Below are 24283 nucleotides of genomic sequence, written 5' to 3'. Positions count from 1 at the left end.
CGCGGCCTACAATGCCGGCGTGAATCCGTCCATCCGCGCCATCACCTTCGATCTCGACGACACCCTGTGGCCGTTCGCGCCCATCGGCGAGCGCATCGAGACCACCCTGCACGCCTGGTTCGCCGAGCACAGCCCCCGCACCGCCGAACGCTTCCCGATCGCCGAGATGCGCGCGCTGCGCGAACGCGTGTTCGCCGAGTTCCCGCAGCACGCGCACGACCTCGGCCTGCTGCGGCGGCTGACCATCGAGCGCGCGCTGAAGGAAAGCGGCGACGATCCGGCGCTGGCCAGCGCGGCGTACGCGATCTTCTTCCGCGAGCGCAACCGCGTGGACTTCTATCCGGACGCGCTGGACGGCCTGCGCCGCATCGCCGCGCACCTGCCGGTGGCCGCGCTGACCAACGGCAACGCCGACCTCGCCGCGATCGGCATCGCCGGCCTGTTCCGGTTCCAGCTCGGCGCACGCGAATACGGCGCGGCCAAACCCGACGCCGGCCTGTTCCACGAAGCCTGCCGCCGGCTGGGCTTCGCGCCCAGCGAAATCCTGCACGTCGGCGACCATCCGCACATGGACGTCGCCGGCGCCGCCAACGCCGGCCTGCGCAGCTGCTGGATCGACCGCGGCGACCACGCCTGGCCGGCCGCAGTCGCGCCGGCCGACCTGCACGTCACCACCCTGACCGCGCTGGCCGACCGGCTGGACGCGGGCCTCCTCTTCGAGAAAGCCGCATGAGCCTGCCCGCCGGTTTCACCGCTTCCACCGACGCCGCGCTGCCGCTGCACGTCGTCGGCAAGTCCGGCTTCGCCGCCTGGCGCGAGGCGCAGCCAGCGCCGGTGCGGGCGTGGCTGGACGCGCAGCGCTTCGACGCCGGCGCCGGCAGCGCGCAGAGCTGGGCCGATGCCGACGGACGTGTCGCCGGCGCGGTGATCGGCGTCGAGGACGCGCACGACCCGCTGGCCCACGCGCACGCGCCGCGCGCGCTGCCGGTGGGCGACTGGCGGCTCGCAAGCGAAATGGACGACGACGCGCGCAAGGCGCTGCAACTCGGCTGGGGCCTGGGCTGCTACCGCTTCGACCGCTACAAGCAGAACAACCGCCCGCTGCCGCGGCTGGCGTCGGACGCGTTCGACGCGGAGACCTTCGACCTGCTGGCCGCCTGCGCGCGCGTGCGCGATCTGGTCAACACACCGACCGAGGACATGGGCCCGGATGAGCTGGAAGCGGCGGCGCGCGGCATCGCCCAGGCGCACGGCGCGGCCATCGAGGTGATCGCCGGCGACGAGCTGCTGGCGCGGAACTACCCGGCGATCCACGCGGTCGGCCGCGCCTCGCACCGCGCGCCGCGGCTGATCGAACTGCGCTGGGGCGACGCGTCGCATCCGCATGTCGCCTTCTGCGGCAAGGGCGTGTGCTTCGACACCGGCGGACTGGACCTCAAGACCAGCGTCGGCATGCGCAACATGAAGAAGGACATGGGCGGCGCGGCGCACGCGCTGGCGCTGGCCGAGCTGGTGATGGCGCGCAAGCTGCCGCTGCGGATCACCCTGCTGATCGCCGCGGTGGAGAATTCCATCGGCCCGAACGCGTTCCGCCCCGGCGAAGTCATCGCCACCCGCAAGGGCGTGAGCGTGGAGATCGACAACACCGACGCCGAAGGTCGCATCGTGCTCAGCGACACGCTGGCGCGCGCCTGCGAGCTGTCGCCCGACCTGCTGCTGGATTTCGCCACCCTGACCGGCGCGGCGCGCGTGGCGCTCGGCCCCGACCTGCCGGCGCTGTACGCCAACGACGAGCAGCTTGCGCGCGACTGGCTCGACGCCGGCATGCGGCAGCGCGACCCGCTGTGGCGGATGCCGCTGTGGCGCCCGTACCTGCGCTACCTCACCAGCCACATCGCCGACCTCGCCAACGCCAGCAACACGACGATGGCCGGCAGCGTCACCGCCGCGCTGTTCCTGGAGCGCTTCATCGCCGAGGGCACGCGCTGGGCTCACCTCGACGTCTATTCTTGGAACGACAGCGACCGCCCCGGCAAGCCAGCCGGTGGCGAGGCGCAGGGCCTGCGCGCCTGCTACGCGATGCTGAAAGCGCGCGCTGGCGGCTGAAACGCGCAGCGCCGGTCAGGCGTCGCCGCGCAGCAAAGGCGCCAGCCGCCGCAGCGCGGCATCAGTCGCCGGCCCCACCAGCGCGAACGCGGTGCTGCCTTCCACCCAGTATTGCGCCAGCAGGCGGCCGTCGCGACGCTCGCCGGGCTGCGCCAGCCGCGCCGTGCGCGGGCGCAGGTACAGGGCGATGCGGGCATCCCCGGCATCCCGATACACCAGCATCGCCGCCGGCCCTTCGGGCGTGGACAACAGGCGGCCACCCGCCAGGGCATAGCCTTGCGAGGTGAGGTCGGGGATCGCGCCGGTCTTGCCGAAATGGGCGCGCAGCCAGTCCTGCATGGCCGCATGGCCGCCGCCGTCGAACGCCAGCGGCGCGCCGTCCCCGGCGAACAGGCGATAGGCGGCGACGGCGTCGGCCATCGGCGGATTCCCGGCGGCCTCCTGGCGTCCGCGCGCCTGCCAGCCGAGCAGCGAACCGCAGCCCAGCGACAGCACCAGCGCGGCCGCCATCCCGACGCGCGCGCGTTTGCGCGCGGCCGTGCGCCGACGCAGCGCACGCGGCGACAGCCCCGGCGCATCCGGCAACGCCTGCCCGGCCAGCGCCGCACGCAGGGCGGCGGCATCGCAACGCCAGCCCTCCACCCGCGCTGCATCGCGCGGATGCGCACGCAACCAGGCCTCCACCTCGGCCCGGCGTGCGGCCGGCAACTGCCCGTCCAGCCAGGCATGCAGATCATCTTCGCTGACGGGTTCGCTCATTTCAGGATCCTCAAGGCGGGGGCATCGGTGCGGTCGCCCGCGTCCAGCGCATGCAGGCGTTCGCGAGCGCGCGACAGGCGCGACATTACGGTGCCGACCGGCACGCCCAGCGTCTCGGCGGCCTCGCGATAACCGAAGCCTTCCACCGCCACCAGCAGCAGCACCGCGCGCTGCTCGGCCGGCAGGCGCACGAACGCGGCCAGTTGCTCGCGCCCGGCATGCACGCGCTCGGGCGATGGTGCCAGTTCGGGCTCTTCTTCGGCGCGACCCGCGAACAGCGCGCGCAGCCGGCTCCAGCGCGCTTCGCGGCGGCGCTCGTCGAGGAAGCGTCGGTACAGGATCGAGAACAGCCATGGCTGCAGAGCCGCCCGGTCGCGACGACCACGCCAGCCCGACAGCGCGCGTTCCAGCGCGGCCTGCACCAGATCTTCGGCATCGGTCGCATCCGCGCACAGCGAGCGAGCGAAGCGCCGCAGCGCCGGCAGCAGCGCCTGCAATTCGCGTTCGTCATGTTCGTCCATTCCGCCGCGTTCCGATGGCTACCTGCGTGTGACGCGCGAAGCCGCGATTTATTCCATCGCAGCGCCGCGGAATAACCGCCGCCCTGGCGCGTCCTACCTGCATCTTCCCTCGAAGGATGCCGCATGTCCGCATTCCACTCCCGGCTTCGGCGCGCGTGGCCGCTGGCCGCCATCGCCGCCATCGCCGCCGCGCTTGCCGGCGCGTTCGCCTGGACCGCCGGCTGGGTAGGCGGCCCGCGCCTGACCGCACAACGCTTCACCGATGCCATCGAGGCCGGCAACGGCAAGGCGTATCCCGGTTTCCGCCGCGCCCATGCCAAGGGCGTGTGCGTCACCGGCCGCTTCACCGGCAGCGGCGATGGCGCGGCACTGACCCGCGCCGGCATGCTCGCGCCCGGCGCGACCACGCCGGTGCTGGGCCGTCTGTCGATCGCCGGCGGCGATCCGCATGCGCCGGACGCCACCGCGCGCGTGCGCAGCATGGCCCTGCTGCTGACCGGCACCGACGGCCAGCAGTGGCGGATGGCGATGAACAATTTCCCGTTCTTCGCGGTCAACACCCCGCAGGGCTTCTACGACCAGGCCATGGCCAGCCGCCCCGACCCGGCCACCGGCAAGCCGGATCCGGCGAAGATGGCGGAATTGCTGCGCAAACACCCGGAAATCGCGAAGTTCCAGCAGTGGGCGAAAACCGCACCATGGCCGGACAGCTGGGCCAACACGCAGTTCAACAGCGTCAACGCATTCCGCTTCACCGACGCGGCCGGGAACGTCCGCTCCGTGCGCTGGTCGATGCGCCCGCGGCTGGCGTTCGCGGCGATGGAGAAGTCCCTGCGCGAAGATGCCGAAGCCGATTACCTCGCCGACGACCTACGCGCGCGGCTGGCGGACGGCCCGCTGCGCTGGGACCTGGTGCTGACCGTGGCGGAACCGGGCGACGCGGTCGACGATCCGTCGCAAGCCTGGCCCTCGAATCGCCGGCAGGTGGTGGCGGGCACGCTGGAACTGGACGCCACGCAAGCGCAGGCCGGAGGCGCCTGCCGCGACGTCAATTACGACCCGACCGTGCTGCCCGACGGCATCGCCCCGTCCGACGACCCAGTGCTGGCCGCGCGCGCCGGCGTGTATTCGCAGTCCTACAACCGCCGTGAGCGCGAAATCGCCCGCGACCAGGCGCCGGAGGCCACCGTCCAGGGAGACACACGATGAACGCACCGACCCATTTCAACCCGCTGGCGCGGACGCTGCACTGGACGATGGCGGCGATGATCGTCGCCATGCTGTTCGTCGGCGTGGCGATGGTGGCTTCGATCAGCCAGCGCGAATGGCTGATCGCGCTGCATCGTCCTCTCGGCATCGCCATCCTGCTGCTGGCGCTGCTCCGGCTTGGCAACCGCCTGCGCCACGCACCGCCGCCGCTACCCGCCGACCTGCCGCGCTGGCAGGCGCTGGCCGCGCACGCCTCGCACTGGTTGCTGTACGCGCTGATGCTGGCGATGCCGCTGCTCGGCTGGGCGATGCTGTCGGCCGGCGGCTTCCCGGTGCAGATGACGCCCGCGCTACAGCTGCCGCCGATCGCGCCGCGCGATCCGCTGCTCTACGCCGGGCTGCGCAGCGCGCACGGCTGGCTGGCGTATGCGCTGTTCGCCATCGTGCTGGCGCATCTGTCCGCGGCGCTGCTCCATGCCTGGGTGCGCCGGGATGGCGTGTTCCCCAGCATGGCCCGCGGCGCCCGCCGGCCTGCGACGGAAGAAACGCCACTGGAGTGATCGCGTGCGGAAGCAAGCGCCCTTGCCCGCGACGCCCGCTCAGCGGATCCAGCCGCGCGCGCTTGCCCTGCGCGCGAACAGCCACAGCAGCAGCGCGACCACGATCAGGAGCAGCGGGAACGCCGCGCTGGCCGCGCCGGTCAATGCCCATGCCGGCGTGGTCGCGTAGGCCGACACCATTTGCGCGGTCACCGCCAGGAACGAGAGCAGCAGCAGCGGCCTCGCCCAGCGCCGCTTCAGCAGCAGGCCGAGCGCGCCGAGCACGCCGGCGATCACGGCGACGCCGAACAGCACGTAGACCCAGTCCGGCATCGCCGCGTGGATCTGCTGTTGCTCCGGCGGCAGCGCCACCACTGCTTCCGGCGTGAGCGTGACCTGCTTCCAGAACATCAGCAGGCCAACCAGGTTCCACAGCAGCGCCAGCGCCGATACCGGCCAGAACCACGACGGACGTTTCGTGGGATGCATCGCGGCGTCTCCTCCCCATTGGATCGGGGCAGCCTACGCCGACGAGGTGCGCGCTGCACGGCGCACGGCGGATTCTTTGACCGCTACAGCCAACCCTTCTGTCGCGCCAGCCTGTACGCCTCGATGCGGTTGCCGACGCCGAGCTTGCCGATGGCCTCGGACAGGTAGTTGCGCACGGTACCGTGCGAGAGGTTGAGCCGCTGCGCGATCTCGCCGGCGGACAGGCCCTCGCCGGCCAGCCGCAGCGCCTGCCGCTCGCGGTCGTTGAGCGGATCGGCTTCGCCCCAGGCTTCCAGCGCCAGCTGCGGGTCGATGGCGCGGCCGCCGCGGTGCACCTTGCGCAGCGCTTCGGCCAGCTGTTCGGCGGGCGCGTCCTTGAGCAGGTAGCCGCACACGCCTGCGTCCAGCGCGCGGCGCAGGAAGCCGGCGCGGGCGAAGGTGGTGACCACCACCACCTTCACCGGCAGTTCGTGGCGCTGGATGCGCTGCGCCAATTCCAGCCCGGTCAGGCCGGGCATCTCGATGTCGGTGACCAGCAGGTCGGGCTTGAGCCGTTGCAGCTCGCGCCAAGCGGCCTCGCCGTCGGCGGCGGCGCCGACCACCTCGATGTCAGACTCCATGCCCAGCAGCGCGGCCAGCGCGCCGCGCAGCATGGCCTGGTCTTCGGCCAGCAGGATGCGGATCATGCGTCAGCTCCCACGACCAGCGCCGGGTCGGCGGATGGCAGCGGCAACACCACGTCCAAGGTGGTGCCGCTGCGCTTGGATGCGAACGCGAAGTTTCCCCCGAGCTGGTGCACGCGTTCGCGCATGCCGACGATGCCGTTGCCCTCGGCGCCGTCGCTGCCGCGGCCGTCGTCGGCGATGCGCATGCGCAGCTGGCCGCCCTCGCGCGCGAACCGCACCTCGGCGCGCGAGGCGTGCGCGTGGCGGGCGATGTTGGTCGCCGCCTCGCGCAGCACCAGCGCGAGCGGGCGTTCGATGTCCGGCGACAGCGGCGGCGGCGCGTCGTAGTCCAGCGTCACCGCCGAGGATTCCAGCAGCAGCCGCGCCGACGCCAGCTCCGCAGCCAGGTCGGCGGCGCGGAAGCCAGTCACCGCCGCGCGCACTTCGGCCAGCGCGTGTCGGGCGACCTGCTCGGCGTCGGCGATCTCCATGCGCGCGCGCGCGGTGTCGCGGTCGATCAGCTTGCGCGACAGTTCCAGCTTCAGCGTGATCAGCGACAGCGTGTGCCCGAGCAGGTCGTGCAGGTCGCGGCCGATGCGCTCGCGTTCGGCGGTCGCGGCCAGCCGCCGCACCTCGTCGTGCGAGAGCTGCAGCGCCAGGTCCTTTTCGCTGGCCGCCGATTCGACGCCGACGATCACGCCGATGACCACCGTGATCGGCAGCATCGAGACCAGCGATTGCCACGGATATCCGAGCCGAAGCGCGTACAGGTAGAGCAAGCCGTTCAACAGCAGGATGCACAGCAGGTAGCGGACGATCCGGCCGCGGTAGCCGGTTCCCAGCATCACGCAACCGAACACGAAATAGCTGAGCCCGGACGGATACCACGGCAGCAGGGCGAAGCTCAGCGCCACCATGCCCAACGCGTAGCGCGGCGCGATGCGGCGCGGCGCCAGCAGGACCTTGGCGTACAGCCACAGGAACAGCGGGTAGGACGCCAGCGTCAGCAGGCACCAGCGCAGGTCGTAACCGCCGCCGAACAGCGGGGTGATGAAGATCCACACCGACCACAGCAGGTGCACCGTATCGGTCCACGGCGACTTGCCGCGGATCCGCGCGCGCGCGGCCGAGGAATCCGGCGCGGACGCGAACGCCCTGCCCAGCGCGCGCCGCGCGCGGTCGCGCCATCCGTGCCGCATCGCCACCATCCCGTTCCCGCCCATCGCGTCCGCCATCGCCCGCGCAGATGCTACTTCAACCGTGGCGGCGCAGACGGCGCGCGGCCAGCAGCAGGAACGCCACGGTGAAGCCGGCCAGCACCAGCACGTGCGGCCAGCGCGCGCCGCTGTCGAAGCCGACCGCCGACAGCGCCAGCGCGTTGAGGTGGTAGCTCGGCCAGACCGGCGCGAACTGGCGCAGCACCGCTGGCATCATGTGCAGCGGGAACCACAGCCCGGACAGGAACGCCATCGGCAGGTAGATCATGTTCAGCAGGCCGGGCGCGCCCTGCCCCTTCAGCCAGGTGCCGACCAGCAGGCCGAGCGCGCAGAACGGCAGCACGCCGAGCGCATCCACGGCCAGCAGCGCGGCCATCTGCGAAGGCGCCAGCGGCGCGTGCGACACGCCCAGCGCGAGCGCCAGCAGCAGCGCGCCGACCACCAGCGCCACCAGCACCGCCATCAGCATCTTGCCGAGCAGGTAGGCGCCCGGCGGCATCGGCAGCGCGCGCTTGAGGGTGAGCAGGCCGCTGTCGCGCTCCAGCGCCAGCGACACGCCGAAGCCGAACAGGCCCGGCGCCATCACCCCGAACGTGCTGTAGCTGGCCAGCATGTAGCGCGCGGCCTCGCCATTGCCGTGGTTCAACACGATCCCGAACATCACGTAGAACACGTTCGGGAACAGGATGATCGGCAGCAGGAAGCCGGGGTTGCGCAGGTAGCGCAGCACTTCGCAGCGCGCTTCCTCGACGTAGGCGCCGAACGTGCGCGACGGCGGCATCGAGGCGGAAACGGGGTTGGCGTTGGCGTCCATCAGGCGGCCTCGGGTTGGCTGGCGGCCGCATCGGCCGCGTCGGTGAGTTGGGTGAAGGCTTCGGCCAGGTCGGCGGTGCGCACTTCGAGCGCGGACAGCGACAGGTCTTCGGCCAGCAGGCGGCGCACCAGCAGCTCGGGGAACTCGGTGGCGAGGCACAGGCGGTCGCCGTCGCGCGCGGCCTCCACTACTTCCGGCCACGTCTTGATGCGCTCCAGCGGCAGCGCGGTCGCGCACCACACGCGCTTGCGCGCGACCCGCGCGCGCAGCGCGTCGACGCTGCCCTCGCTGACGATGCGGCCGTGCGCCAGCACGCAGACGCGATCCGCCAGCGCCTCGGCTTCCTCCAGGTAGTGCGTGGTCAGCACCACGCCGCAGCCCTCGGCGACCAGCGCGCGGATCGCCGCCCACAGCTTCTGCCGGGCCTGGATGTCCATGCCCACGGTCGGCTCGTCGAGGAACAGCAGGCGCGGCCGGCCGCACAGCGCGACCGCGAACTGCACGCGCCGCTGCTGGCCGCCCGACAGCTTGGCGTAGGGCCGCGCCAGCAGGTCGGCCACGCCGGCCAGCGCGGCGGCCTCGGCCACGCCGCGCGGCGCCGGGTAGTAGCTGGCGGTGAGCCGCAGCAGCTCGCCGACCTTCAGCGTCGGCGGCAGCGAAGCGTCCTGCAGCATCACGCCGATGTTGCGGCGCGCGTCGATGTCCTGCGGGTCGCGCCCGAACAGTTCGACCGTGCCGGCATCGGCGCGGATCAATCCCAACAGCAGGCCGATCGCCGTGGTCTTGCCGGCGCCGTTCGGCCCGAGCAGGGCCAGCAGTTCGCCGCCGCGCAGCTCCAGGTCGATGCCGCGCAGCGCCTCGACCGCCCCGTAGCGCTTGCGCGCGCCCCGCAACCTCGCCATCACCGCTCGTTCGGCCTGCATGGATGTTCTCCCTGGATGAGGGCGCCATGCTCGGCCGCGGGCGGCGGTCGTGACATTCGCCGCCGTCAGCCGAATCACCTGACAACCGTCACCTGACCGGCGCGGGCGGCGCCGTTAGCCTTGTTCGCACAGGACAGGCAAGGGAGGCGCGACGCCGCATCCGGCCACCGGCTCCGGCATGTAAAGGACGCTTGACATGGCGGTTCGCATGCAGGAAGGTGGCCGTCACGCCGCGCGGCGGCTTCCGTCGCGCCCGCCCGCCTTCCCCGTTTCCCTCTCGCGCAGCCCATGAACACATCCGCCGACCTGCTCAATTCCCTGAAGATCGACCGCGCCGCGCCGCCGCCCCCGCCTTCGCGCAAGGGGCTGTGGATCGGGCTGGCGGTGGCCGGCGTGGCGGTGCTGGCGGCGGGCGCGTTCTTCGCGCTGCGCGGCGGCAAGGGCGTCGAGGTGCGCACCGCCGAGGTCGTGGCGATCGGCAACGGCGGCACGGCCAGCGCATCGGTGCTGGACGCGACCGGCTACGTGGTAGCGCGGCGGATGGCCACGGTCTCGGCCAAGGTCACCGGCAAGGTGCGCGAGATCCTGATCGAGGAAGGCCAGCACGTCGAGGAAGGCCAGGTGCTGGCGCGGCTGGACCCGGTCGACGCCGACGCGCAGCGCACGCTGTCGGCCTCGCAGCTGGAGGCGGCGCGCAGCCAGATCGCCAGCGTGCAGGCGCAGCTGAAGGAAGCCGAAGCCAACGCCGCGCGCCTGTCCGCGCTGGTCGGGCAGAAGCTGGTGTCGCGCGCGCAGTACGACCAGGCGGTGGCCTCGCGCGACGCCCTGCGCGCCCAGCTCGCCACCGCGCAGCGCAACGCGCAGGTCGCCAGCGACGGATTGCGCATCGCCGACAATGGCGTGGACAACACCATCGTGCGCGCGCCGTTCGCCGGCGTGGTCATCGCGAAGGCGGCGCAGCCGGGCGAGATCGTCTCGCCGCTGTCGGCCGGCGGCGGCTACACCCGCACCGGCATCGGCACGATTGTCGACATGAACAGCCTTGAGGTCGAGGTGGAAGTGGGCGAGGCCTACATCGGCCGGGTGAAGCCCGGCATGCCCACCGAGACCGTGCTCAACGCCTACCAGGAATGGAAGATCCCGGGCAAGGTCATCGCCATCATCCCCGCCGCCGACCGCGGCAAGGCCACGGTGCGTGTGCGGGTGGGACTGGACGCGAAGGGCGACGCCCGCATCGTGCCCGACATGGGCGCGCGCGTCGGCTTCCTGGAGGAAACCAAGCCCGCGCAGGCCGACGTGAAGCCTGGCGTATTGGCGCCGGGCGCGGCGATCGCGCAGCGCGGCGACAAGGACGTGGCCTTCGTGGTGGCCGGCGACAAGGTCGCGCAGCGCGCGCTGAAGCTGGGCCGCACGCTGGGCGACGACCGCGAGGTGCTGGAAGGATTGAACGGCGGCGAGCAGGTCGTGCTCGACCCGCCGGACACGCTGGCCGACGGCGCGCGCGTGACGGTGGCGCGTGAGGATTCGGCCGCCGACGCGAACAACGAATGACGATCACTGTCGTTCCCTCTAACAACGAACGACGAAACGAACATCAGGAGATCCGATCCATGACCACCCTCGTCAGCATCCGCAACCTGCACAAGACCTACCAGCGCGGCCCGGAGAACGTGGACGTGCTGCGCGGCATCGACCTCGACATCGACCGCGGCGACTTCGTGGCGCTGATGGGGCCGTCGGGCTCCGGCAAGACCACCCTGCTCAACCTGATCGGCGGGCTGGATTCACCCACTTCCGGCAGCATCGAGATCGCAGGCCAGCACATCGAGAAGATGGGCTCCGGCCAGCTGGCGCACTGGCGCAGCAACAACGTCGGCTTCGTGTTCCAGTTCTACAACCTGATGCCGACCCTGAACGCGCAGAAGAACGTCGAGCTGCCGCTGCTGCTGACCAGGCTGTCGGCCGCGCAGCGCCGCCAGAACGCGGCGGTCGCGCTGGAGCTGGTCGGCCTGAAGGATCGCGGCAAGCACCGCCCGAACGAACTGTCCGGCGGCCAGCAGCAGCGCGTCGCGATCGCCCGCGCCATCGTCTCCGACCCCACCCTGCTGATCTGCGACGAACCCACCGGCGACCTCGACCGCGCCTCGGCGGAGGAAATCCTCGGCCTGCTGCAGGAACTCAACCGCACCCACGGCAAGACCATCGTGATGGTGACCCACGACCCGAAGGCCGCGGAGTACGCCACGCACACGCTGCATCTCGACAAGGGCAACCTGGTCGAGCAGTCCGCGCACGTCTGAGCCGGAGGCCACCATGAAGTACTTCCATCTCGTCTGGGCCGCGCTCTCGCGCAGCAAGACCCGCACCCTGCTCACCCTGCTGTCGGTGGTGGCGGCGTTCCTGCTGTTCGGGATGCTGGATTCGGTGCGCGTCGCCTTCAATTCCGGCGGCAGCGTGGCCGGCGCCAACCGCATGGTGACGATGTCGCGGCTGTCGATCACGCAGATGCTGCCGTACAGCCTGGACGCGCAGGTGCGCGCGGTGCCGGGCGTGAAGAAGGCCGCCTTCGCGGCGTGGTTCGGCGGCATCTACCGCGACCCGAAGAACTTCTTCGCCAACTTCAGCGTCAGCCCCGACTACCTCGACCTGTATCCGGAATTCAAGCTGCCGGACGCGCAGAAGAAGGCGTGGCTGGCCGACCAGCGCGGCGCCATCGTCGGCGAGGCGCTGGCCAAGCAGTTCGGCTGGAAGGTCGGCGACACCATCCCGATGCAGGCCACCATCTTCCCCACCCACGGCAGCAACGACTGGCAGTTCACCCTGCGCGGCATCTACCGCGTCGACGATCCCAAGCAGAAGGCGCAGGAACGCGTGCTGTTCTTCCACTGGAAGTACTTCGACGAGGCCAACGACTACGTGAAGGGCCGGGTGGGCTGGTTCATCGTCGAACCGACCAGCGGCGACGCCGCCGACCGCGTGGCCAAGGCCATCGACAAGCTCAGCGAAAACTCCGACCACGAAACCAAGACCCAGAGCGAGGCCGCGTTCAACCAGAGCTTCGCCAAGCAGTTCGCCGACATCGGCCTGATCGTCTCCGCGATCATGGGCGCGGTGTTCTTCACCCTGCTGCTGCTGACCGGCAACACCATGGCGCAAGCGGTGCGCGAGCGCATTCCCGAGCTGGCGGTGCTCAAGACCATCGGCTTCAGCGACCGCAGCGTGCTGGGCCTGGTGCTGGCCGAGTCGGTGCTGCTGGTGGTGCTGGGCGGCCTGCTGGGCCTGGCGATCGCCGCGGCCATCGTGCCGGCGGTCAGCGCCGCCAGCGGCGGGCTGGTGCAGCTGCCGGGCCTGCTGGGGCAGACCTGGGGCATGGGGCTGGCGCTGATGGTCGGCATCGGCCTGCTGGTCGGGCTGCTGCCGGCGATCCGCGGGATGCGGTTGAACATCGTCGATGCGCTGGCTGGCCGATAAGGAGAACACCACATGAAACGATTCTTCTCTGGCCTGCTGACCGTGCTCATGCTCGTCGTGCTGCTGGCCGCCTGGATCCTGCTGCCCTGGTTCGCCGTGCTCGCCGTGGTCGTCGCCATCGCACTGTGGCTGTTCGCCACCCGCGGCGGCCGGCTGGCGCGCGAGGCGACCAAGATCGGCATCGCCGGGCTGCCGCAGCGCTGGGGCGCGTCCAGCGTCATCGTGATCGGCATCGCCGGCGTGGTCGGCGTGCTGGTGGCGATGCTGGCGATGGGCGAAGGCTTCAAGGCCACGCTCGACCGGACCGGCGACGACAGCACCGCGATTATTTTGCGCGCCGGTTCGCAGGCGGAAACCAATTCGGTCATCACCCGCGATCAGTCGCCGCTGATCTCGTCCCTGCCCGGCATCGCCCGCGGCGCGGACGGCAAGGCGCTGGCCTCGCCGGAGCTGTCACAGGTGGTGAACCTGCCGACCAAGGCCGACGGCACCGACGCCAACGTGCAGTTCCGCGGCGTGGGCCCGGCGGGCTGGGCGATCCGCCCGCAGCTGAAGATCGTCGAGGGCCGCAGGTTCAACCCGGGCCTGCGCGAAATCGTGATCGGCAAGGGTGCGCAGCGGCAGTTCCGCGGGCTGGAGGTCGGCCAGCAGCTGAAGCTCGCCAACCAGATGTGGACGGTGGTGGGCGTGTTCGAAGCGAAGGATTCGCACGACTCCGAACTGTGGACCGACGCCGACGTGCTCGGCCCGGCCTACCAGCGCAACGCCTTCCAGTCGGTGACGGTGAAGCTGGCGGGCAAGTCCGGCTTCAAGCAGCTCAAGGCCGCGCTGGCCGGCGACCCGCGCCTGAAGCTCGACGTCGACACCACCCGCAACTACTACGGCAAGCAGTCCGAGGGCCTGACCAAGCTGATCAAGATCCTCGGCACCGTGATCGGCGCGATCATGGCGATCGGCGCGGTGTTCGGCGCGCTCAACAGCATGTACGCCGCGGTCGCCGGCCGCGCCCGCGAGATCGCCACCCTGCGCGCGCTCGGCTTCCGCGGCCTGCCGGTGGTCACCGCGGTGATGCTGGAGACGATGCTGCTGGCGCTGCTGGGCGGCCTGCTCGGCGCGGCCATCGCCTGGATCGTGTTCAACGGCTACACGGTCAGCACGCTGGGCAACAACTTCAGCCAGGTGGTGTTCCAGTTCAAGGTCAGCCCCGAGCTGGCGTGGACCGGCCTGAAGTGGGCGCTAGGCATCGGCCTGGTCGGCGGCCTGTTCCCCGCGCTGCGGGCGGCAAGGCTGCCGGTGACGGAGGCGTTGCGCAGCGCGTGACATGAGTGCGACGCAGCTCGCTGGATAGCGAGCTGCGTCACGCGCACGCGGCCTTCACCGCCAGCTGTTCGTTCCGATCGAAGCACCGACGCCGACCCTCGATGGCCGGCGTCTTTTTGTCTGGCGTACTAAGATCGCGGCTTTGCCCGGGCCGCCATGAAACGTCTGTTCGCCCTCCTGCTGCTGATCGTGGCGATCCTGCTGGTTCTTATCGGCGTGATTCTCCTGGGCACCTCGCCGGTGCGTGGCCTGCCCTTCCTGATTCCCGGCCTTGCCTTGGGCGGTTTCGCCTTCTGGCTGGATCGCGGGCGCGTGCAAGCCGAGAAGGAACGCCTGCAAGCAACCATCCGCGCGGCGGAAACCGCGGGCCGATTCGAAGCGAACATCCGGCAGCGCGAGCTGTTGCTGGTGTCCGGCTTCCTCGTGGCCATGTCCCTGATCTGCATCTATGCGGGCGCCGACAAGCAGGAATACGCGCTCGTGCTGGGCGGCATCGGCATGGCCTTGCTGTTCGGCTACATCGGCTGGCACGCCCTGCGCCTGTCGATGGAGCCGGGGCCCGCGTTCTCGCTCGATATGCGCGGCCTGCGTCATGTCCAGTACGGCGCGATGCCGTGGCAGGACGTCGTGGGAATCGCGCTGAAGCAGGTCACCGTCAAGGGCCGGACGATCAGCTCGCTGCTCGTCGGCGTGCGCCAGCCGCACCGCTTCGTGGGCCAGTTGCCGCTGTTCGCGCGCTGGCGCTACCGCGGCTGGCGGCCCGGCCAGCCGGCGACGGGCGAGATCGAGATTCCCCTGAACAATCTCGACCAGCCGCCCGAGGCCATCCTCGCCGCCGCACAGACGATGCTGAAGCGGCACAACCCCGACGCATCGCCGCTCTGGCATGCGGGCATGAGCGCGCGCGATCTCGACACCGTCACCCGGCTGGAGCAGATCAACCGCGAGATGGCGGCGTTGCAGGACGCCTCCGGGCCTGCGGCCGAAGCGGCGCTGGCGGCGCTTTCCTCGCGGATGGAGGCGCTGGCGCCGGACATGCAGCGGCTGACCCAGGACATGCACGACCGCGCGATCAAGCAGCGCAACCAGAGCAGGCTGGCGCTGGCCGTGACGGTGATCCTGGTGGTGCTCTGGATCGCGGCGAAGATTCTTTAGCGCGCTACGGTGCGGGAACCGCCGCGCGCCTGCGCGAGCGCCAGAGTCCGTCGGCGGCGTACAGCGCCAGCGCGACCCAGATGAAGGCGAAGCCGACGGCGCGGTCGCGGCCGAAGGGTTCGTGCAGGATCAGCACGCCGGCCAGCAGCTGCAGCGTCGGCGAGATGTACTGCAGCAGGCCGACCAGCGAATACGGGATGCGCTGCACCGCCGCGGCGAAGCCGATCAGCGGCAGCGCGGTGAGCACGCCACCGAACACCAGCAACCCGACGACGCCTGCGCCCCAACTTGGCGCGTCGGCATGCGCCAGCAGATGGGCGCGACCGCTGGCTTCGGTCCAGACCAGGAAGGCCAGCGCCGGCAGCAGCAGGTACAGGCTCTCCACGCCCAGCCCGCGCACCGGCGGCGCGCCCAGCAGTTTGCGCACCAGCCCGTAGGCGCCGAACGAAGCGGCCAGCGCCAGCGCGATCCACGGGAAGCTGCCGTAGTTGAAGGTCAGCCACAGCACGCCGACGGCGGCGATCGCCACCGACAGCCACTGCACGCGGTTGAGCCGCTCGTGCAGCACCGCCACGCCCAGCACCACGTTGAGCAGCGGGTTGATGAAGTAGCCGAGCGCGGATTCCACCACGTGGCCGGCGTTCACCGCCCAGATGTACAGGCCCCAGTTGAACGCGATCAGCACGCCGCTGAGCGCGAGCATCGAAGCCGCGCGCGGCCGGGCCAGCGTCTCGCGCAGCCAGCCGCGGCCGTACTTGAAGCCCAGCCAGCTGCAGACCAGCAGCGCGCTCCAGACCACGCGGTGGGCGATGATCTGCATCGACGGCACCACCTTCAGCAGGTGCCAGTACAGCGGCATCAGCCCCCAGGCGACGTAGGCGCCGACCGCGATCCAGACGCCGCGGCGATCCAGCTCGCCCGCGCTCACGACGCCGCCTTCGGCTTGCGCGCCTTGGCCAGCGTGATTGCGACGACGCCGGACAGGATCACGCCCATCGCCACCAGTTCGCGCAGGCCGAAGCGCTCGTGCGCCAGCCACGCGCCCAGCGCGACGGCGATCGCCGGATTGACGTAGGCGTAGCTGCCGGCCAGCGCCGGGCGCACGTGGTGCAGCAGCCAGATGTAGGCGGAGAAGCCGGCCAGCGAGCCCATCACCACCAGGTACCAGAACGCGCCGATGGCGTGCGCGCTGGGCAGGCCGTGCAGGCGCTCGCCCATCGCGAGCCCGACGACCAGCATCATGATTCCGCCGCACAGCATCTGCGCCGCCGAGGACATGAAGGGCGACGGCAGGTCGCGGCCGCGGCTCCAGATCGACCCGAACGACCACGCGACCGACGCCACCAGCAGCGCCACCAGCCCCATCGGCGCGCCGGTCAGGCTGCCGCCGGTGCTGAGCCAGACCACGCCGACGAAGCCGATGCCCAGGCCCAGCGCTTCCAGCTTCGTCGGCCTGTCGCCGCGCATCGCCGCGAACACCGCCATCCACAGCGGCGCGGACGCCACGGTGACGGCGGCCAGCCCGGACGATACCTGCGTCTCCGCCAGGTTCACCATGCCGTTGCCGAGCAGCAGCATCAGCCCGCCCATCACCGCCGCGTTGCGCCACTGCGCGCGGGTCGGCAGCGGCACGCCGCGCGAGCGCAGGAACGCCAGCATCAGCGAGCCGGCGACGAGAAAGCGGATGCCGCCGAGCAGGAACGGCGGGAACCCGCCCTCCAGCGCGAAGCGGATCGCGAGGTAGGTGGAGCCCCAGATGACGTAGACGGCGGCCAGCGCCAGCGCGACGCGGGCGGCGGGCGGTGAGGAAGACGGCATTGCAATTCCCCGAACAGCGGCGGGCGTCCGAAGACGCCCGCCCGGTACACCATGGAAAACGGAAGCGGCGGCGCGATCAGTCGGCCCAGTGGCCGGCGGCGTTGCGCGTCGCCGGCAGCACCTGCGCCGCCAAGTTCGCATCCTTGCCGAGCAGGCCGATGGCGTCGGCCAGGATCGCCGCGGATTCGCGCAGCAGCGGATCGGTGGCCTTCTTCGCCGCCGCCTCGCGCGCCACCGAGTCGGCGACGTTGCGCTCGTCGGCGGTCAGGCCGTCGTCGGCGCGCGACTCCAGCAGCGGATCCTGCTCGATGCCGAGCCGCTTGCGCTCCTCGGCGCGCTGCTTGCGCTGCGCGTCGAAGCGGTCGCGCTCGGCGCGGCGCTCGGCCTCGTTGAGCGAGATCGACTTCTTCGCCTGTTCCTCGCGGAAGCGGCGCACGTCCTCGACCCACCACTGGTATTCCACGTCCTTGGCCGAACGCGCCTGGTGGCGCGCGCCCAGCGCGCCCAGCAGCGGCGCGAAGTTGCCGTAGCGCAGGTGCGGCGCGGAGGCGATGCGCGTCCACGGCAGCGCGTTGGGATAGGTGCTCTCGCCGAACTCGCTGGAATCCACGCTGGCCGGGAACGCCACGTCCGGGGTCACGCCCTTGTTCTGGGTGCTGCTGCCGTCCGGGCGGAAGAACTGCGCGACGGTCAGCTTGACCTCGCCGAAGCGCGGCTTCTCGTTGGCCGGCCAGCGGTCCAGGTCCACCATCGTCTGCACGGTGCCCTTGCCGAAGGTGGTCTCGCCGATCACCAGCCCGCGCCCGTAGTCCTTGATCGCGCCGGCCACGATTTCCGAGGCCGAGGCCGAGCCGCGGTTGACCAGCACCGCCAGCGGCCCGTCCCAGGCCACGCCCGCGTCCTGGTCGTACTGCACGCTGACCTTGCCGCCGGATTCGCGCACCTGCACCACCGGGCCCTTGTCGATGAACAGCCCGGTGAGTTCGACGGCCTCGGTCAGCGAGCCGCCGCCGTTGCCGCGCAGGTCCAGCACCACGCCGTCGACCTTCTGCGTACGGAAGTCGGCCAGCATCTTCGCCACGTCGCGGGTGGCCGAAGCGTAGCTGGCGTCGTTGCGGCGGCGCGCCTCGAAGTCCTGGTAGAAGCCGGGCAGCTTGACCACGCCGATGCGCCGCGCGGGCGCATCGCCCGACGCCGGCACCACGATGGTCTCGGCCTTGGCGCGCTGGTCCTCCAGCCGCACCTTGGCGCGGGTCAGCTGGACCAGCTGCGGCTTGCTGTCGAGCGGCGCTTCCGCCGGCACCACGTCCAGCCGCACCTGGGTGTCGGCGGCGCCGCGGATCTGCGAGACCACGTCGTCGATGCGCCAGCCGATCACGTCCTTGATCTCGCCGGACGTGCCCTGGCCGACGCCGACGATGCGGTCGCCCGGCTTGAGCTTGCCGCTACGCGCCGCCGGCCCGCCGGCCACCATCTCGCGGATCACCACCACGTCGTCCTGGCGGAACAGCACCGCGCCGATGCCTTCCAGCGAGTTGGACATCGAGACGTTGAAGTTCTCCGCGCTGCGCGGGGTCATGTAGTCGGTGTGCGGATCGATGCTGCCCGCGTAGGCGTTCATGAAGCTCTGGAACACCTCGTCGCCCTTCAGCTGCTGCACGCTGGTCAGCAGGTTGGCGTAGCGCTTGTCGAGGGTCTTGCGGATCTCGTCCGGCTGCTTGCCGGCCAGCTTCAGGCGCAGCCAGTCGTTCTTCACCGACTGCCGCCACAGCGTGTCCAGCCCGGCCGCGTCCGCCCACGGCGCGTCCTCGCGGTCGTACTGGTAGCGGTCGTCCTTGTTGAAGTCGAACTCGCCCTTGAGCAGGCCGCGCGCATAGCCGATGCGCTGCTCCACCCGCTGCCGGTACAGCGCGAAGATCGCCCATGCCGGTTCCACCTTGCCGCTCTTGATCGCGTCGTCCAGCGCGGTGGCGTACTTGTCGAAACCGGCCACGTCCTGCGCGGTCAGGAACACCTTGCCCGGGTCGAGCGTCTTCAGGTATTCGGTCAGCACCTCGCGCGACAGCGCATCGTCCAGCGCGCGCGGGCGGTAGGCGTAGCGGCTGTCCGAGAGCAGGCCGTGGACCATGCGCGCGGTGGTGGACTGGTCCTGGGTGGGACCGTTGGACAGCGCGATGTCGCCGCTGCCGGCCAGCAGGGCCAGCGGCGCGGCCAGCGCCAAGCCGATGGACAGAACGATCAGGGGGCGGTTGCGGATCATCTGGATTCCGCGGCGTGGGGGCCGCTGTGGAGGGTGGCGGTCAGGATGCTGGCGTTTTCGACCGCGGGCCAGTGCCGGAAGTTCGCACCGCGCGGTTTATCGCACTGTAACCGTCCGGCGTGAGCTTATGTGAACGCGGATTGCACCAAAGCGTCCTGTTTTCCGGCGTGCTGGCGCAGGCCGCCGACGCGGCGACGCGTCAGTCGGTCAGCGCCTGTGGTGGCGCCGCTTCATGCCGCCAGTCCAGCCCGAAGCGCCGGCCCAGCTGTTCCAGCAGCACCGGCTTCACCGCCTCCAGCGAGGACGGCCCGCCGAGGTCGGACAGCGCCACCACCTGCAGGCCGGCGTAGCCGCAGGGATTGATGCGCGCGAACGCGGCGGTGCTTTCGCCTTCGATGTTGAAAGCCAGCCCGTGGAAGGTGCGGCCGCGGCGCACGCGGATGCCCAGCGAGGCGATCTTGGCGCCGGCCACGTACACGCCCGGCGCGCCGTCCTTGCGTGCGCCCTCGATGTTCCATTCGGCGAGGGTGTCGATGATCGCCTGCTCGATCTTGCAGACGTAGTCGCGCACGCCGATCTTCAGCCGCTTCAGGTCGAGCAGCGGGTAGGCCACGATCTGGCCGGGGCCGTGGTAGGTCACCTGGCCGCCGCGATCGACGTGGATCACCGGGATGTCGCCCGGTATCAGCACGTGCTCGGGCTTGCCGGCCTGGCCGAGGGTGAACACCGGGTCGTGCTCGACCAGCCAGACCTCGTCGGCGGTGTCGTCGTCGCGCGCGTCGGTGAACGCCTGCATGGCGCGCCAGACCGGTTCGTAGGGCTGGCGGCCGAGGTCGCGGGCGATGCCGATGCGGGCGACGCCTGCCTCCTCCCTTGCGCGCAGCGCAGGGGGAGACCGGGAAGGGGTTGCTGCTGGCTGGGAGTCATGAAAAGCACCCCTCCCCAGCCCTCCCTGCTTCGCAAGGGAGGGAGCAAAGGGCGTCACAGCGTCCACTTCACTTCCGGATGGTCGCGCAGCGCCTGGTGGGCGCGGTCGTAATCCTCGCGCGAGTTGGCGCGGAACGAGATCCGCACCGACACGTACTTGCCGTTGGCCGAATGCCTCCAGTTGACGGTTTCGTGCAGCACTTCGATGCCGGCGTCGGCCAGGTGCTGCGGCAGCGCGCTTTCCAGGTGCTTGTCGGCGGCGCCCATCGCCGACAGCTCGAACGTGCCGGGGAACTGGAAGCCGTGCTCGGGATTGTCGGAATGAATGTCCATGTGCCGGATTATGGGGGCGGCAGGGGCATTCCCCAACCGCCGCCGAATGGCGGGCGCGGGGTCGATCCGCCCCGCGTCCGCATCCAAGGACTTAGTCGTTCCACCACATCAGCAGCTCGTGCCACAGGCGCTTGAAGAAGCCGCCCTCCTCGACCGCGGCGGTCGCCACCAGCGGCGCCTGCGCGATCAGCTTGCCGTCCAGCGTCACCTTCACCGTGCCGATGTGCTGGCCCTTGGCGATCGGCGCGATCAGCGACTTCGGCAGGTCCATCGTCGCCTTCAGGCGGTCGTACTTGCCGCGCGGGGTCGACACCAGCAGCGGTTGCGCCACGCCGACCGGCACCGTGTCGCCCTCGCCCTTCCACACCTTCGGCGAGGCCAGCGGCTTGCCGGCTTCGTACAGGCGGTGGGTTTCGTAGAAGCGGAAGCCCCAGTTGAGCAGCGCCTGCGAATCCACCGCGCGCTGGTTCTCGCTGGAATCGCCCATCACCACGCTGATCAGGCGCTGGTCGCCGCGCTTGGCCGAGGCCATCAGGCAGTAGCCGGCGCTGGAGGTGTGGCCGGTCTTGATGCCGTCCACGCTGGCGTCGCGCCACAGCAGCAGATTGCGGTTGGGCTGGGTGATCGGGCCGACCGTGAATTCCTTGATCTTGTTGTACGAATACGCTTCCGGGTAGTCGCGGATCAGCGCGCGGCCGAGCAGCGCCAGGTCGTGCGCGGTGGTGACGTGGCCCTCGGCGCTCAGGCCGTGCGGGTTCACGAAATGCGAGTGCTGCATGCCGATGCGCTTGGCGTAGGCGTTCATCAGCTGGGCGAATGCCTGCTCGCTGCCGGCGACGTGCTCGGCCAGCGCGATCGCGGCGTCGTTGCCGGACTGCACCACCATGCCCTTTTCCATCTGCTCCAGCGGCGCGGTCTTGTTGACCTCGAAGCCGCTGTAGCTGCCGTCGGTGCCGGCGCCGCCCTCGCGCCAGGCGTGCTCGGTCATCATCACCGGATCGGTGGCCTTGACCTTGCCGGCGGCCATTTCCGCGGCGATCACGTAGCTGGTCATCACCTTGGTGATGCTGGCCGGCTCCACCTGCGCATCGACGTTCTCGCCGGCCAGCACCTGGCCGGTGGCGTAGTCCATCAGCAGCCACGCCTTGCTGACCTTGGGCGCGGGCGCGTCGGGCACCGGCAGGTTGTCGCTCAGCGCGGCGGGGCGGGCGGGCGCGGGGGTCTGGGCGACGGCGAAGCCGGAGGCGAACACGACGCCGGCGGCAGCCAGCGCGACGGGCAGCAGGGAACGGGGATGCATCAACGAAAACTCCTGATGGGCCGCGCGGGCGCGGCGCGAAACATTCAAGCGGGCATTCTAAGCCGCGAGGCGGGAATGGCGGGCCGATCGGCGACGCGCGCGATCAGTCGCGCACGCGCTGCGGCTGCCCGAATCCCAGACCGACGATGCGCGCCGCAAGTTCCGGCGTGGCCGCCTCGCTGACCGGCCCGATCCGCAGCCGCCAGACCTTCTTGCCGTTGACGTCCGCATTCAGCAGCTGCGCGCGCGCGATCGCCGCGCCCTGCAGCATCGACAGCGCCTGCTCGGCGTTGCGCTGGTTGCCGAAGCTGGCGACCTGCAAGGTGACTTCGTCGCCCGTCGATGCGGCGGCGGGTGCGGTGACCGCAGGCGCGGCGGACGGCCCCGTGCGACGGACGGGGAAGCGATCGCGGTTGCGGTTGCCGGCGCGGAGGCGGGCATCTGCGCCGTCTCCGCCGCCGCGAGCACGGGCGCGGGCTTGCCGGTCGCCACGCGGATGCGGCGCGAGCGCATCCACGCGTCGAATTCCTCGGCGCCCATGGTGCGTCCGTCCTGGCGCATGTCGAAGCGATGGCCGGCGGTCGCCGCCGCCTGCTCCGCGCCCGGCAGCTTCTCGACCAACCGGTCCATGCCGCTCGCCGCGCCGTTCGCCGACGCCAGCAGCGGCGCATCGCCGTCCGGCGACAGCGCCTCCACGCGCACCCGCGCGGTGCCCTTGTCGCGATAGCCCAGCTTGACCGCCGCCGCGTAGCTGAGATCGATCACCCGGCCCTTGTGGAACGGCCCGCGGTCGTTGACCCGCACCACCACCGACTTGCCGTTGTCGAGGTTGGTGACGCGGGCGAAGCTCGGCAGCGGCAGCGTCTTGTGGGCGGCGGTGAAGGCGTACATGTCGTACACCTCCTGGCTGGAGGTGCGGCGGCCGTGGAATTTCTTGCCGTAGTACGAGGCCAGCCCTTCCTCGACGTAGCCGTTGTGGTCGTCGAGCACGCGGTACTTCGTGCCCAGCACGGCGTAGTCGCGGTTGCCGGTGCGGGCGCGCGGCTCGTCGCGCACTTCCGGCTCGGGAATCGCGTCGACGTCGGGAATCTCGTCCGGCACGGTGTCGGCCACGCCGGGGCGGAACAGCCCGCCGGCCACGTAGTCGCCGCGCTTGGACAGGTCTTCCTGGGCCGGCGCGTAGGGCGAGGCCTTCTTCGGCGGATGCGCCGACGCCGACGCTCCCGTCGAAGCGGGCGGCACGTGGGCGGCCGGTGCGGACGGCTGCTTCGCGCCGCCGCCGGTGGTGGCGCAGGCCGCCAAGGCCAGCGGCAATGCGGCCAGCAGCAGCGCGCGCGGCGTCATGCCGGATCCGGGCTGCGCCCGGCGATGGCTTCGGCGAGCTGGAACACCGCGGTCGCGTACAGCCGCGAGATGTTGTAGCTGGTGATCGCCTTGAAGTTGTTGAACACGATCCAGTCTTCCGGCCCGGCCACGCCCTCCAGCGTGATCAGCGTCGCCGGCGCGGCGGCATCGGCCAGCGGCGCAGCGGCGGGGCGGTAGCCCAGCGCCGCCAGCATCGGCAGGGTGCGATCCAGCGTCACCGCGTTGCCGGGATTGGCGAAATCGGCGGCCGATGCGTCGCGCACCGCGCGCTGCATCACCGGGCCGCCGCGCTGCCACTGGCCCTTCTGCGCGAAGTAGTTGGCGACCGAGGCGATCACGTCGTCGAGATCGTTGAACAGGTCGCGCTTGCCGTCGCCGTCGCCATCGACCGCGTACTGGCGATAGCTCGACGGCATGAACTGGCCCCAGCCCATCGCACCGGCGTAGCTGCCCTTCAGCGTCGCGATGTCGATGCCTTCCTCCTTGCCCAGCGCGAACAGCTGCGCCAGTTCGTCGCGGAAGAACGCCTCGCGCCTGTCCTCGTAGGCCACGCGCGCCGGGTCGCCGCTGCGCGGATAGGCGAAGGCCAGCGTGTACAGCGCATCGACCACCGGCCAGCTGCCCTTGTTGCCGCCGTAGCTGGTTTCCACGCCGATGATGGCGGTCACGATTTCCTTCGGCACGCCGTAGGCGTCCTCGGCACGCTGCAGCGCGGCGCGGTTGGCCTCGAGGAAGGCGCGGCCGCCGTCGATGCGCGACGGCTGGATGAAGATCGGCCGGTAGTCACGCCACGGCTTCGCTTCGGCGGGACGCGACATCGCCTTGACGATGGGCTCGCGAATCTGCGCCTTGGCCAGCACCGCCTCGATGTCGGCGGCGGGGATGCCGAAGCGCTGCGAGGTGCTGCGCACGAATTCGGCGCGGGCGACGGCGGGATCCCGGATCGGCGCCGGCAAGGGAGCATCGGGCGCCAGCACGGCGGCCGGTGCCTCCGGCATGGATTTCGGCGGCGGCACCGCACAGGCGGCGAGCGCCAGCGCGGCGAGGCAGGGCAAGGTGCGTCGGATCATCGGCGCGGAGGGTAGCACGCGT

General features: G+C 70.9%; 23 protein-coding genes and 1 pseudogene. 9 read left to right on the top strand and 15 right to left on the bottom strand.

All coding sequences use genetic code 11. The annotated features are described in order from the left end of the window. The first annotated feature begins 19 nt into the window (after window positions 1–19). Both H9L17_RS09475 and H9L17_RS09470 read left to right on the top strand, forming a co-directional pair. Window positions 20–733, top strand: a complete 714-nt coding sequence (locus tag H9L17_RS09475; protein ID WP_187569226.1) for an HAD family hydrolase — start codon at window positions 20–22, stop codon at window positions 731–733. Continuing rightward, entirely contained in the window at window positions 730–2106 is a 1377-nt protein-coding gene (locus H9L17_RS09470) for a leucyl aminopeptidase family protein (protein WP_187569225.1), read from the top strand. Before H9L17_RS09475 ends, H9L17_RS09470 begins: the two co-directional genes overlap by 4 nt. 15 nt (window positions 2107–2121) lie before the next feature. On the opposite strand, the gene H9L17_RS09465 is transcribed toward H9L17_RS09470, so the two are convergent. Together H9L17_RS09465 and H9L17_RS09460 are read right to left on the bottom strand one after the other, a co-directional pair. Further along, window positions 2122–2865: an anti-sigma factor family protein gene (locus tag H9L17_RS09465; protein ID WP_187569224.1), complete on the bottom strand. Its 744-nt coding sequence runs from the start codon at window positions 2863–2865 to the stop codon at window positions 2122–2124. Continuing rightward, window positions 2862–3386 carry an RNA polymerase sigma factor gene (locus H9L17_RS09460; RefSeq protein ID WP_187569223.1) on the bottom strand — a complete coding sequence of 175 codons (525 nt, stop codon included), beginning with the start codon at window positions 3384–3386 and terminating at the stop codon, window positions 2862–2864. The genes H9L17_RS09465 and H9L17_RS09460 overlap by 4 nt, the downstream gene beginning before the upstream one ends. A gap of 123 nt (window positions 3387–3509) precedes the next feature. Here H9L17_RS09460 and H9L17_RS09455 point away from each other — a divergent pair, with 123 nt between their 5' ends. Both H9L17_RS09455 and H9L17_RS09450 read left to right on the top strand, forming a co-directional pair. Continuing rightward, complete coding sequence (locus H9L17_RS09455) at window positions 3510–4595, top strand: catalase family peroxidase (RefSeq protein WP_187569222.1); 1086 nt, start codon at window positions 3510–3512, stop codon at window positions 4593–4595. Next, on the top strand, window positions 4592–5155 hold the full coding sequence (locus H9L17_RS09450; RefSeq protein ID WP_187569221.1) for a cytochrome b: 564 nt from the start codon (window positions 4592–4594) through the stop codon (window positions 5153–5155). Before H9L17_RS09455 ends, H9L17_RS09450 begins: the two co-directional genes overlap by 4 nt. 39 nt (window positions 5156–5194) lie before the next feature. Here H9L17_RS09450 and H9L17_RS09445 read toward each other — a convergent pair whose 3' ends face one another. The 5 genes from H9L17_RS09445 to H9L17_RS09425 all read right to left on the bottom strand — a co-directional run bounded on the left by H9L17_RS09445 (window position 5195) and on the right by H9L17_RS09425 (window position 9242). Beyond that, complete coding sequence (locus tag H9L17_RS09445) at window positions 5195–5623, bottom strand: hypothetical protein (RefSeq protein WP_187569220.1); 429 nt, start codon at window positions 5621–5623, stop codon at window positions 5195–5197. Between the two features lie 83 nt (window positions 5624–5706). Continuing rightward, the gene (locus tag H9L17_RS09440; RefSeq protein WP_187569219.1) at window positions 5707–6309 is read right to left on the bottom strand and encodes a response regulator transcription factor; all 603 of its coding nucleotides are present in this window, start codon (window positions 6307–6309) and stop codon (window positions 5707–5709) included. Then, window positions 6306–7487, bottom strand: coding sequence for a sensor histidine kinase (locus H9L17_RS09435; RefSeq protein WP_246455066.1), 1182 nt, complete (start codon window positions 7485–7487; stop codon window positions 6306–6308). The genes H9L17_RS09440 and H9L17_RS09435 overlap by 4 nt, the downstream gene beginning before the upstream one ends. A gap of 55 nt (window positions 7488–7542) precedes the next feature. Then, entirely contained in the window at window positions 7543–8319 is a 777-nt protein-coding gene (locus H9L17_RS09430) for an ABC transporter permease (RefSeq protein WP_187569218.1), read from the bottom strand. Next, the gene (locus tag H9L17_RS09425) at window positions 8319–9242 is read right to left on the bottom strand and encodes an ABC transporter ATP-binding protein (protein WP_187569217.1); all 924 of its coding nucleotides are present in this window, start codon (window positions 9240–9242) and stop codon (window positions 8319–8321) included. The genes H9L17_RS09430 and H9L17_RS09425 overlap by 1 nt, the downstream gene beginning before the upstream one ends. 288 nt (window positions 9243–9530) lie before the next feature. Between H9L17_RS09425 and H9L17_RS09420 the strand changes: the two genes are divergently transcribed. The 5 genes from H9L17_RS09420 to H9L17_RS09400 all read left to right on the top strand — a co-directional run bounded on the left by H9L17_RS09420 (window position 9531) and on the right by H9L17_RS09400 (window position 15188). Then, the gene (locus tag H9L17_RS09420) at window positions 9531–10793 is read left to right on the top strand and encodes an efflux RND transporter periplasmic adaptor subunit (protein ID WP_187569216.1); all 1263 of its coding nucleotides are present in this window, start codon (window positions 9531–9533) and stop codon (window positions 10791–10793) included. Between the two features lie 59 nt (window positions 10794–10852). Beyond that, entirely contained in the window at window positions 10853–11542 is a 690-nt protein-coding gene (locus H9L17_RS09415; RefSeq protein WP_187569215.1) for an ABC transporter ATP-binding protein, read from the top strand. A gap of 13 nt (window positions 11543–11555) precedes the next feature. Further along, window positions 11556–12713 (top strand): ABC transporter permease, encoded by a 1158-nt coding sequence (locus H9L17_RS09410; protein WP_187569214.1) that lies wholly within the window; start codon window positions 11556–11558, stop codon window positions 12711–12713. Between the two features lie 12 nt (window positions 12714–12725). Beyond that, window positions 12726–14033, top strand: a complete 1308-nt coding sequence (locus H9L17_RS09405) for an ABC transporter permease (RefSeq protein ID WP_187569213.1) — start codon at window positions 12726–12728, stop codon at window positions 14031–14033. A 156-nt stretch (window positions 14034–14189) separates the two neighbouring features. Next, window positions 14190–15188 (top strand): hypothetical protein, encoded by a 999-nt coding sequence (locus tag H9L17_RS09400; protein WP_187569212.1) that lies wholly within the window; start codon window positions 14190–14192, stop codon window positions 15186–15188. Between the two features lie 4 nt (window positions 15189–15192). Here H9L17_RS09400 and rarD read toward each other — a convergent pair whose 3' ends face one another. The 8 genes and pseudogenes from rarD to mltB form a co-directional block, all read right to left on the bottom strand. Beyond that, a complete protein-coding gene (gene rarD / locus H9L17_RS09395; RefSeq protein WP_246455065.1) occupies window positions 15193–16116 on the bottom strand; it encodes an EamA family transporter RarD in 924 nt (307 codons plus the stop codon). Continuing rightward, complete coding sequence (gene yedA / locus H9L17_RS09390; protein ID WP_187569211.1) at window positions 16113–17006, bottom strand: drug/metabolite exporter YedA; 894 nt, start codon at window positions 17004–17006, stop codon at window positions 16113–16115. The genes rarD and yedA overlap by 4 nt, the downstream gene beginning before the upstream one ends. Window positions 17007–17082: 76 nt before the next feature. Beyond that, complete coding sequence (locus H9L17_RS09385; protein WP_187569210.1) at window positions 17083–19266, bottom strand: carboxy terminal-processing peptidase; 2184 nt, start codon at window positions 19264–19266, stop codon at window positions 17083–17085. 199 nt (window positions 19267–19465) lie between these two features. After that, entirely contained in the window at window positions 19466–20149 is a 684-nt protein-coding gene (gene lipB, locus H9L17_RS09380) for a lipoyl(octanoyl) transferase LipB (RefSeq protein ID WP_246455214.1), read from the bottom strand. A gap of 98 nt (window positions 20150–20247) precedes the next feature. Next, window positions 20248–20526, bottom strand: coding sequence for a DUF493 family protein (locus tag H9L17_RS09375; RefSeq protein ID WP_187569208.1), 279 nt, complete (start codon window positions 20524–20526; stop codon window positions 20248–20250). 91 nt (window positions 20527–20617) lie between these two features. Then, window positions 20618–21826 carry a D-alanyl-D-alanine carboxypeptidase family protein gene (locus H9L17_RS09370; protein ID WP_187569207.1) on the bottom strand — a complete coding sequence of 403 codons (1209 nt, stop codon included), beginning with the start codon at window positions 21824–21826 and terminating at the stop codon, window positions 20618–20620. 103 nt (window positions 21827–21929) lie between these two features. Continuing rightward, window positions 21930–23170: pseudogene (locus H9L17_RS16150) on the bottom strand (septal ring lytic transglycosylase RlpA family protein). Then, window positions 23167–24261, bottom strand: coding sequence for a lytic murein transglycosylase B (mltB, locus tag H9L17_RS09355; RefSeq protein ID WP_187569204.1), 1095 nt, complete (start codon window positions 24259–24261; stop codon window positions 23167–23169). The pseudogene H9L17_RS16150 and the gene mltB overlap by 4 nt, the downstream one beginning before the upstream one ends. Window positions 24262–24283: the final 22 nt, after the last annotated feature.

The organism is Thermomonas brevis (genome assembly GCF_014395425.1).
Lineage (GTDB): Bacteria > Pseudomonadota > Gammaproteobacteria > Xanthomonadales > Xanthomonadaceae > Thermomonas > Thermomonas brevis.
Note: the sequence above shows the minus strand (reverse complement) of the source record. Positions and strands in the feature narration are given on the sequence as shown.

Coding starts and splice junctions, on each gene's coding strand:
- H9L17_RS09385 (WP_187569210.1), bottom strand. CDS start 19,266: ATGATCCGCAACCGCCCCCTGATCGTTCTGTCCATCGGCTTGGCGCTG.
- H9L17_RS09450 (WP_187569221.1), top strand. CDS start 4,592: ATGAACGCACCGACCCATTTCAACCCGCTGGCGCGGACGCTGCACTGG.
- H9L17_RS09405 (WP_187569213.1), top strand. CDS start 12,726: ATGAAACGATTCTTCTCTGGCCTGCTGACCGTGCTCATGCTCGTCGTG.
- H9L17_RS09370 (WP_187569207.1), bottom strand. CDS start 21,826: ATGCATCCCCGTTCCCTGCTGCCCGTCGCGCTGGCTGCCGCCGGCGTC.
- H9L17_RS09435 (WP_246455066.1), bottom strand. CDS start 7,487: ATGCGGCACGGATGGCGCGACCGCGCGCGGCGCGCGCTGGGCAGGGCG.
- H9L17_RS09455 (WP_187569222.1), top strand. CDS start 3,510: ATGTCCGCATTCCACTCCCGGCTTCGGCGCGCGTGGCCGCTGGCCGCC.
- yedA (WP_187569211.1), bottom strand. CDS start 17,006: ATGCCGTCTTCCTCACCGCCCGCCGCCCGCGTCGCGCTGGCGCTGGCC.
- H9L17_RS09400 (WP_187569212.1), top strand. CDS start 14,190: ATGAAACGTCTGTTCGCCCTCCTGCTGCTGATCGTGGCGATCCTGCTG.
- H9L17_RS09420 (WP_187569216.1), top strand. CDS start 9,531: ATGAACACATCCGCCGACCTGCTCAATTCCCTGAAGATCGACCGCGCC.
- H9L17_RS09460 (WP_187569223.1), bottom strand. CDS start 3,386: ATGGACGAACATGACGAACGCGAATTGCAGGCGCTGCTGCCGGCGCTG.
- H9L17_RS09470 (WP_187569225.1), top strand. CDS start 730: ATGAGCCTGCCCGCCGGTTTCACCGCTTCCACCGACGCCGCGCTGCCG.
- H9L17_RS09410 (WP_187569214.1), top strand. CDS start 11,556: ATGAAGTACTTCCATCTCGTCTGGGCCGCGCTCTCGCGCAGCAAGACC.
- H9L17_RS09445 (WP_187569220.1), bottom strand. CDS start 5,623: ATGCATCCCACGAAACGTCCGTCGTGGTTCTGGCCGGTATCGGCGCTG.
- H9L17_RS09425 (WP_187569217.1), bottom strand. CDS start 9,242: ATGCAGGCCGAACGAGCGGTGATGGCGAGGTTGCGGGGCGCGCGCAAG.
- H9L17_RS09375 (WP_187569208.1), bottom strand. CDS start 20,526: ATGGACATTCATTCCGACAATCCCGAGCACGGCTTCCAGTTCCCCGGC.
- H9L17_RS09440 (WP_187569219.1), bottom strand. CDS start 6,309: ATGATCCGCATCCTGCTGGCCGAAGACCAGGCCATGCTGCGCGGCGCG.
- H9L17_RS09430 (WP_187569218.1), bottom strand. CDS start 8,319: ATGGACGCCAACGCCAACCCCGTTTCCGCCTCGATGCCGCCGTCGCGC.
- H9L17_RS09465 (WP_187569224.1), bottom strand. CDS start 2,865: ATGAGCGAACCCGTCAGCGAAGATGATCTGCATGCCTGGCTGGACGGG.
- mltB (WP_187569204.1), bottom strand. CDS start 24,261: ATGATCCGACGCACCTTGCCCTGCCTCGCCGCGCTGGCGCTCGCCGCC.
- H9L17_RS09415 (WP_187569215.1), top strand. CDS start 10,853: ATGACCACCCTCGTCAGCATCCGCAACCTGCACAAGACCTACCAGCGC.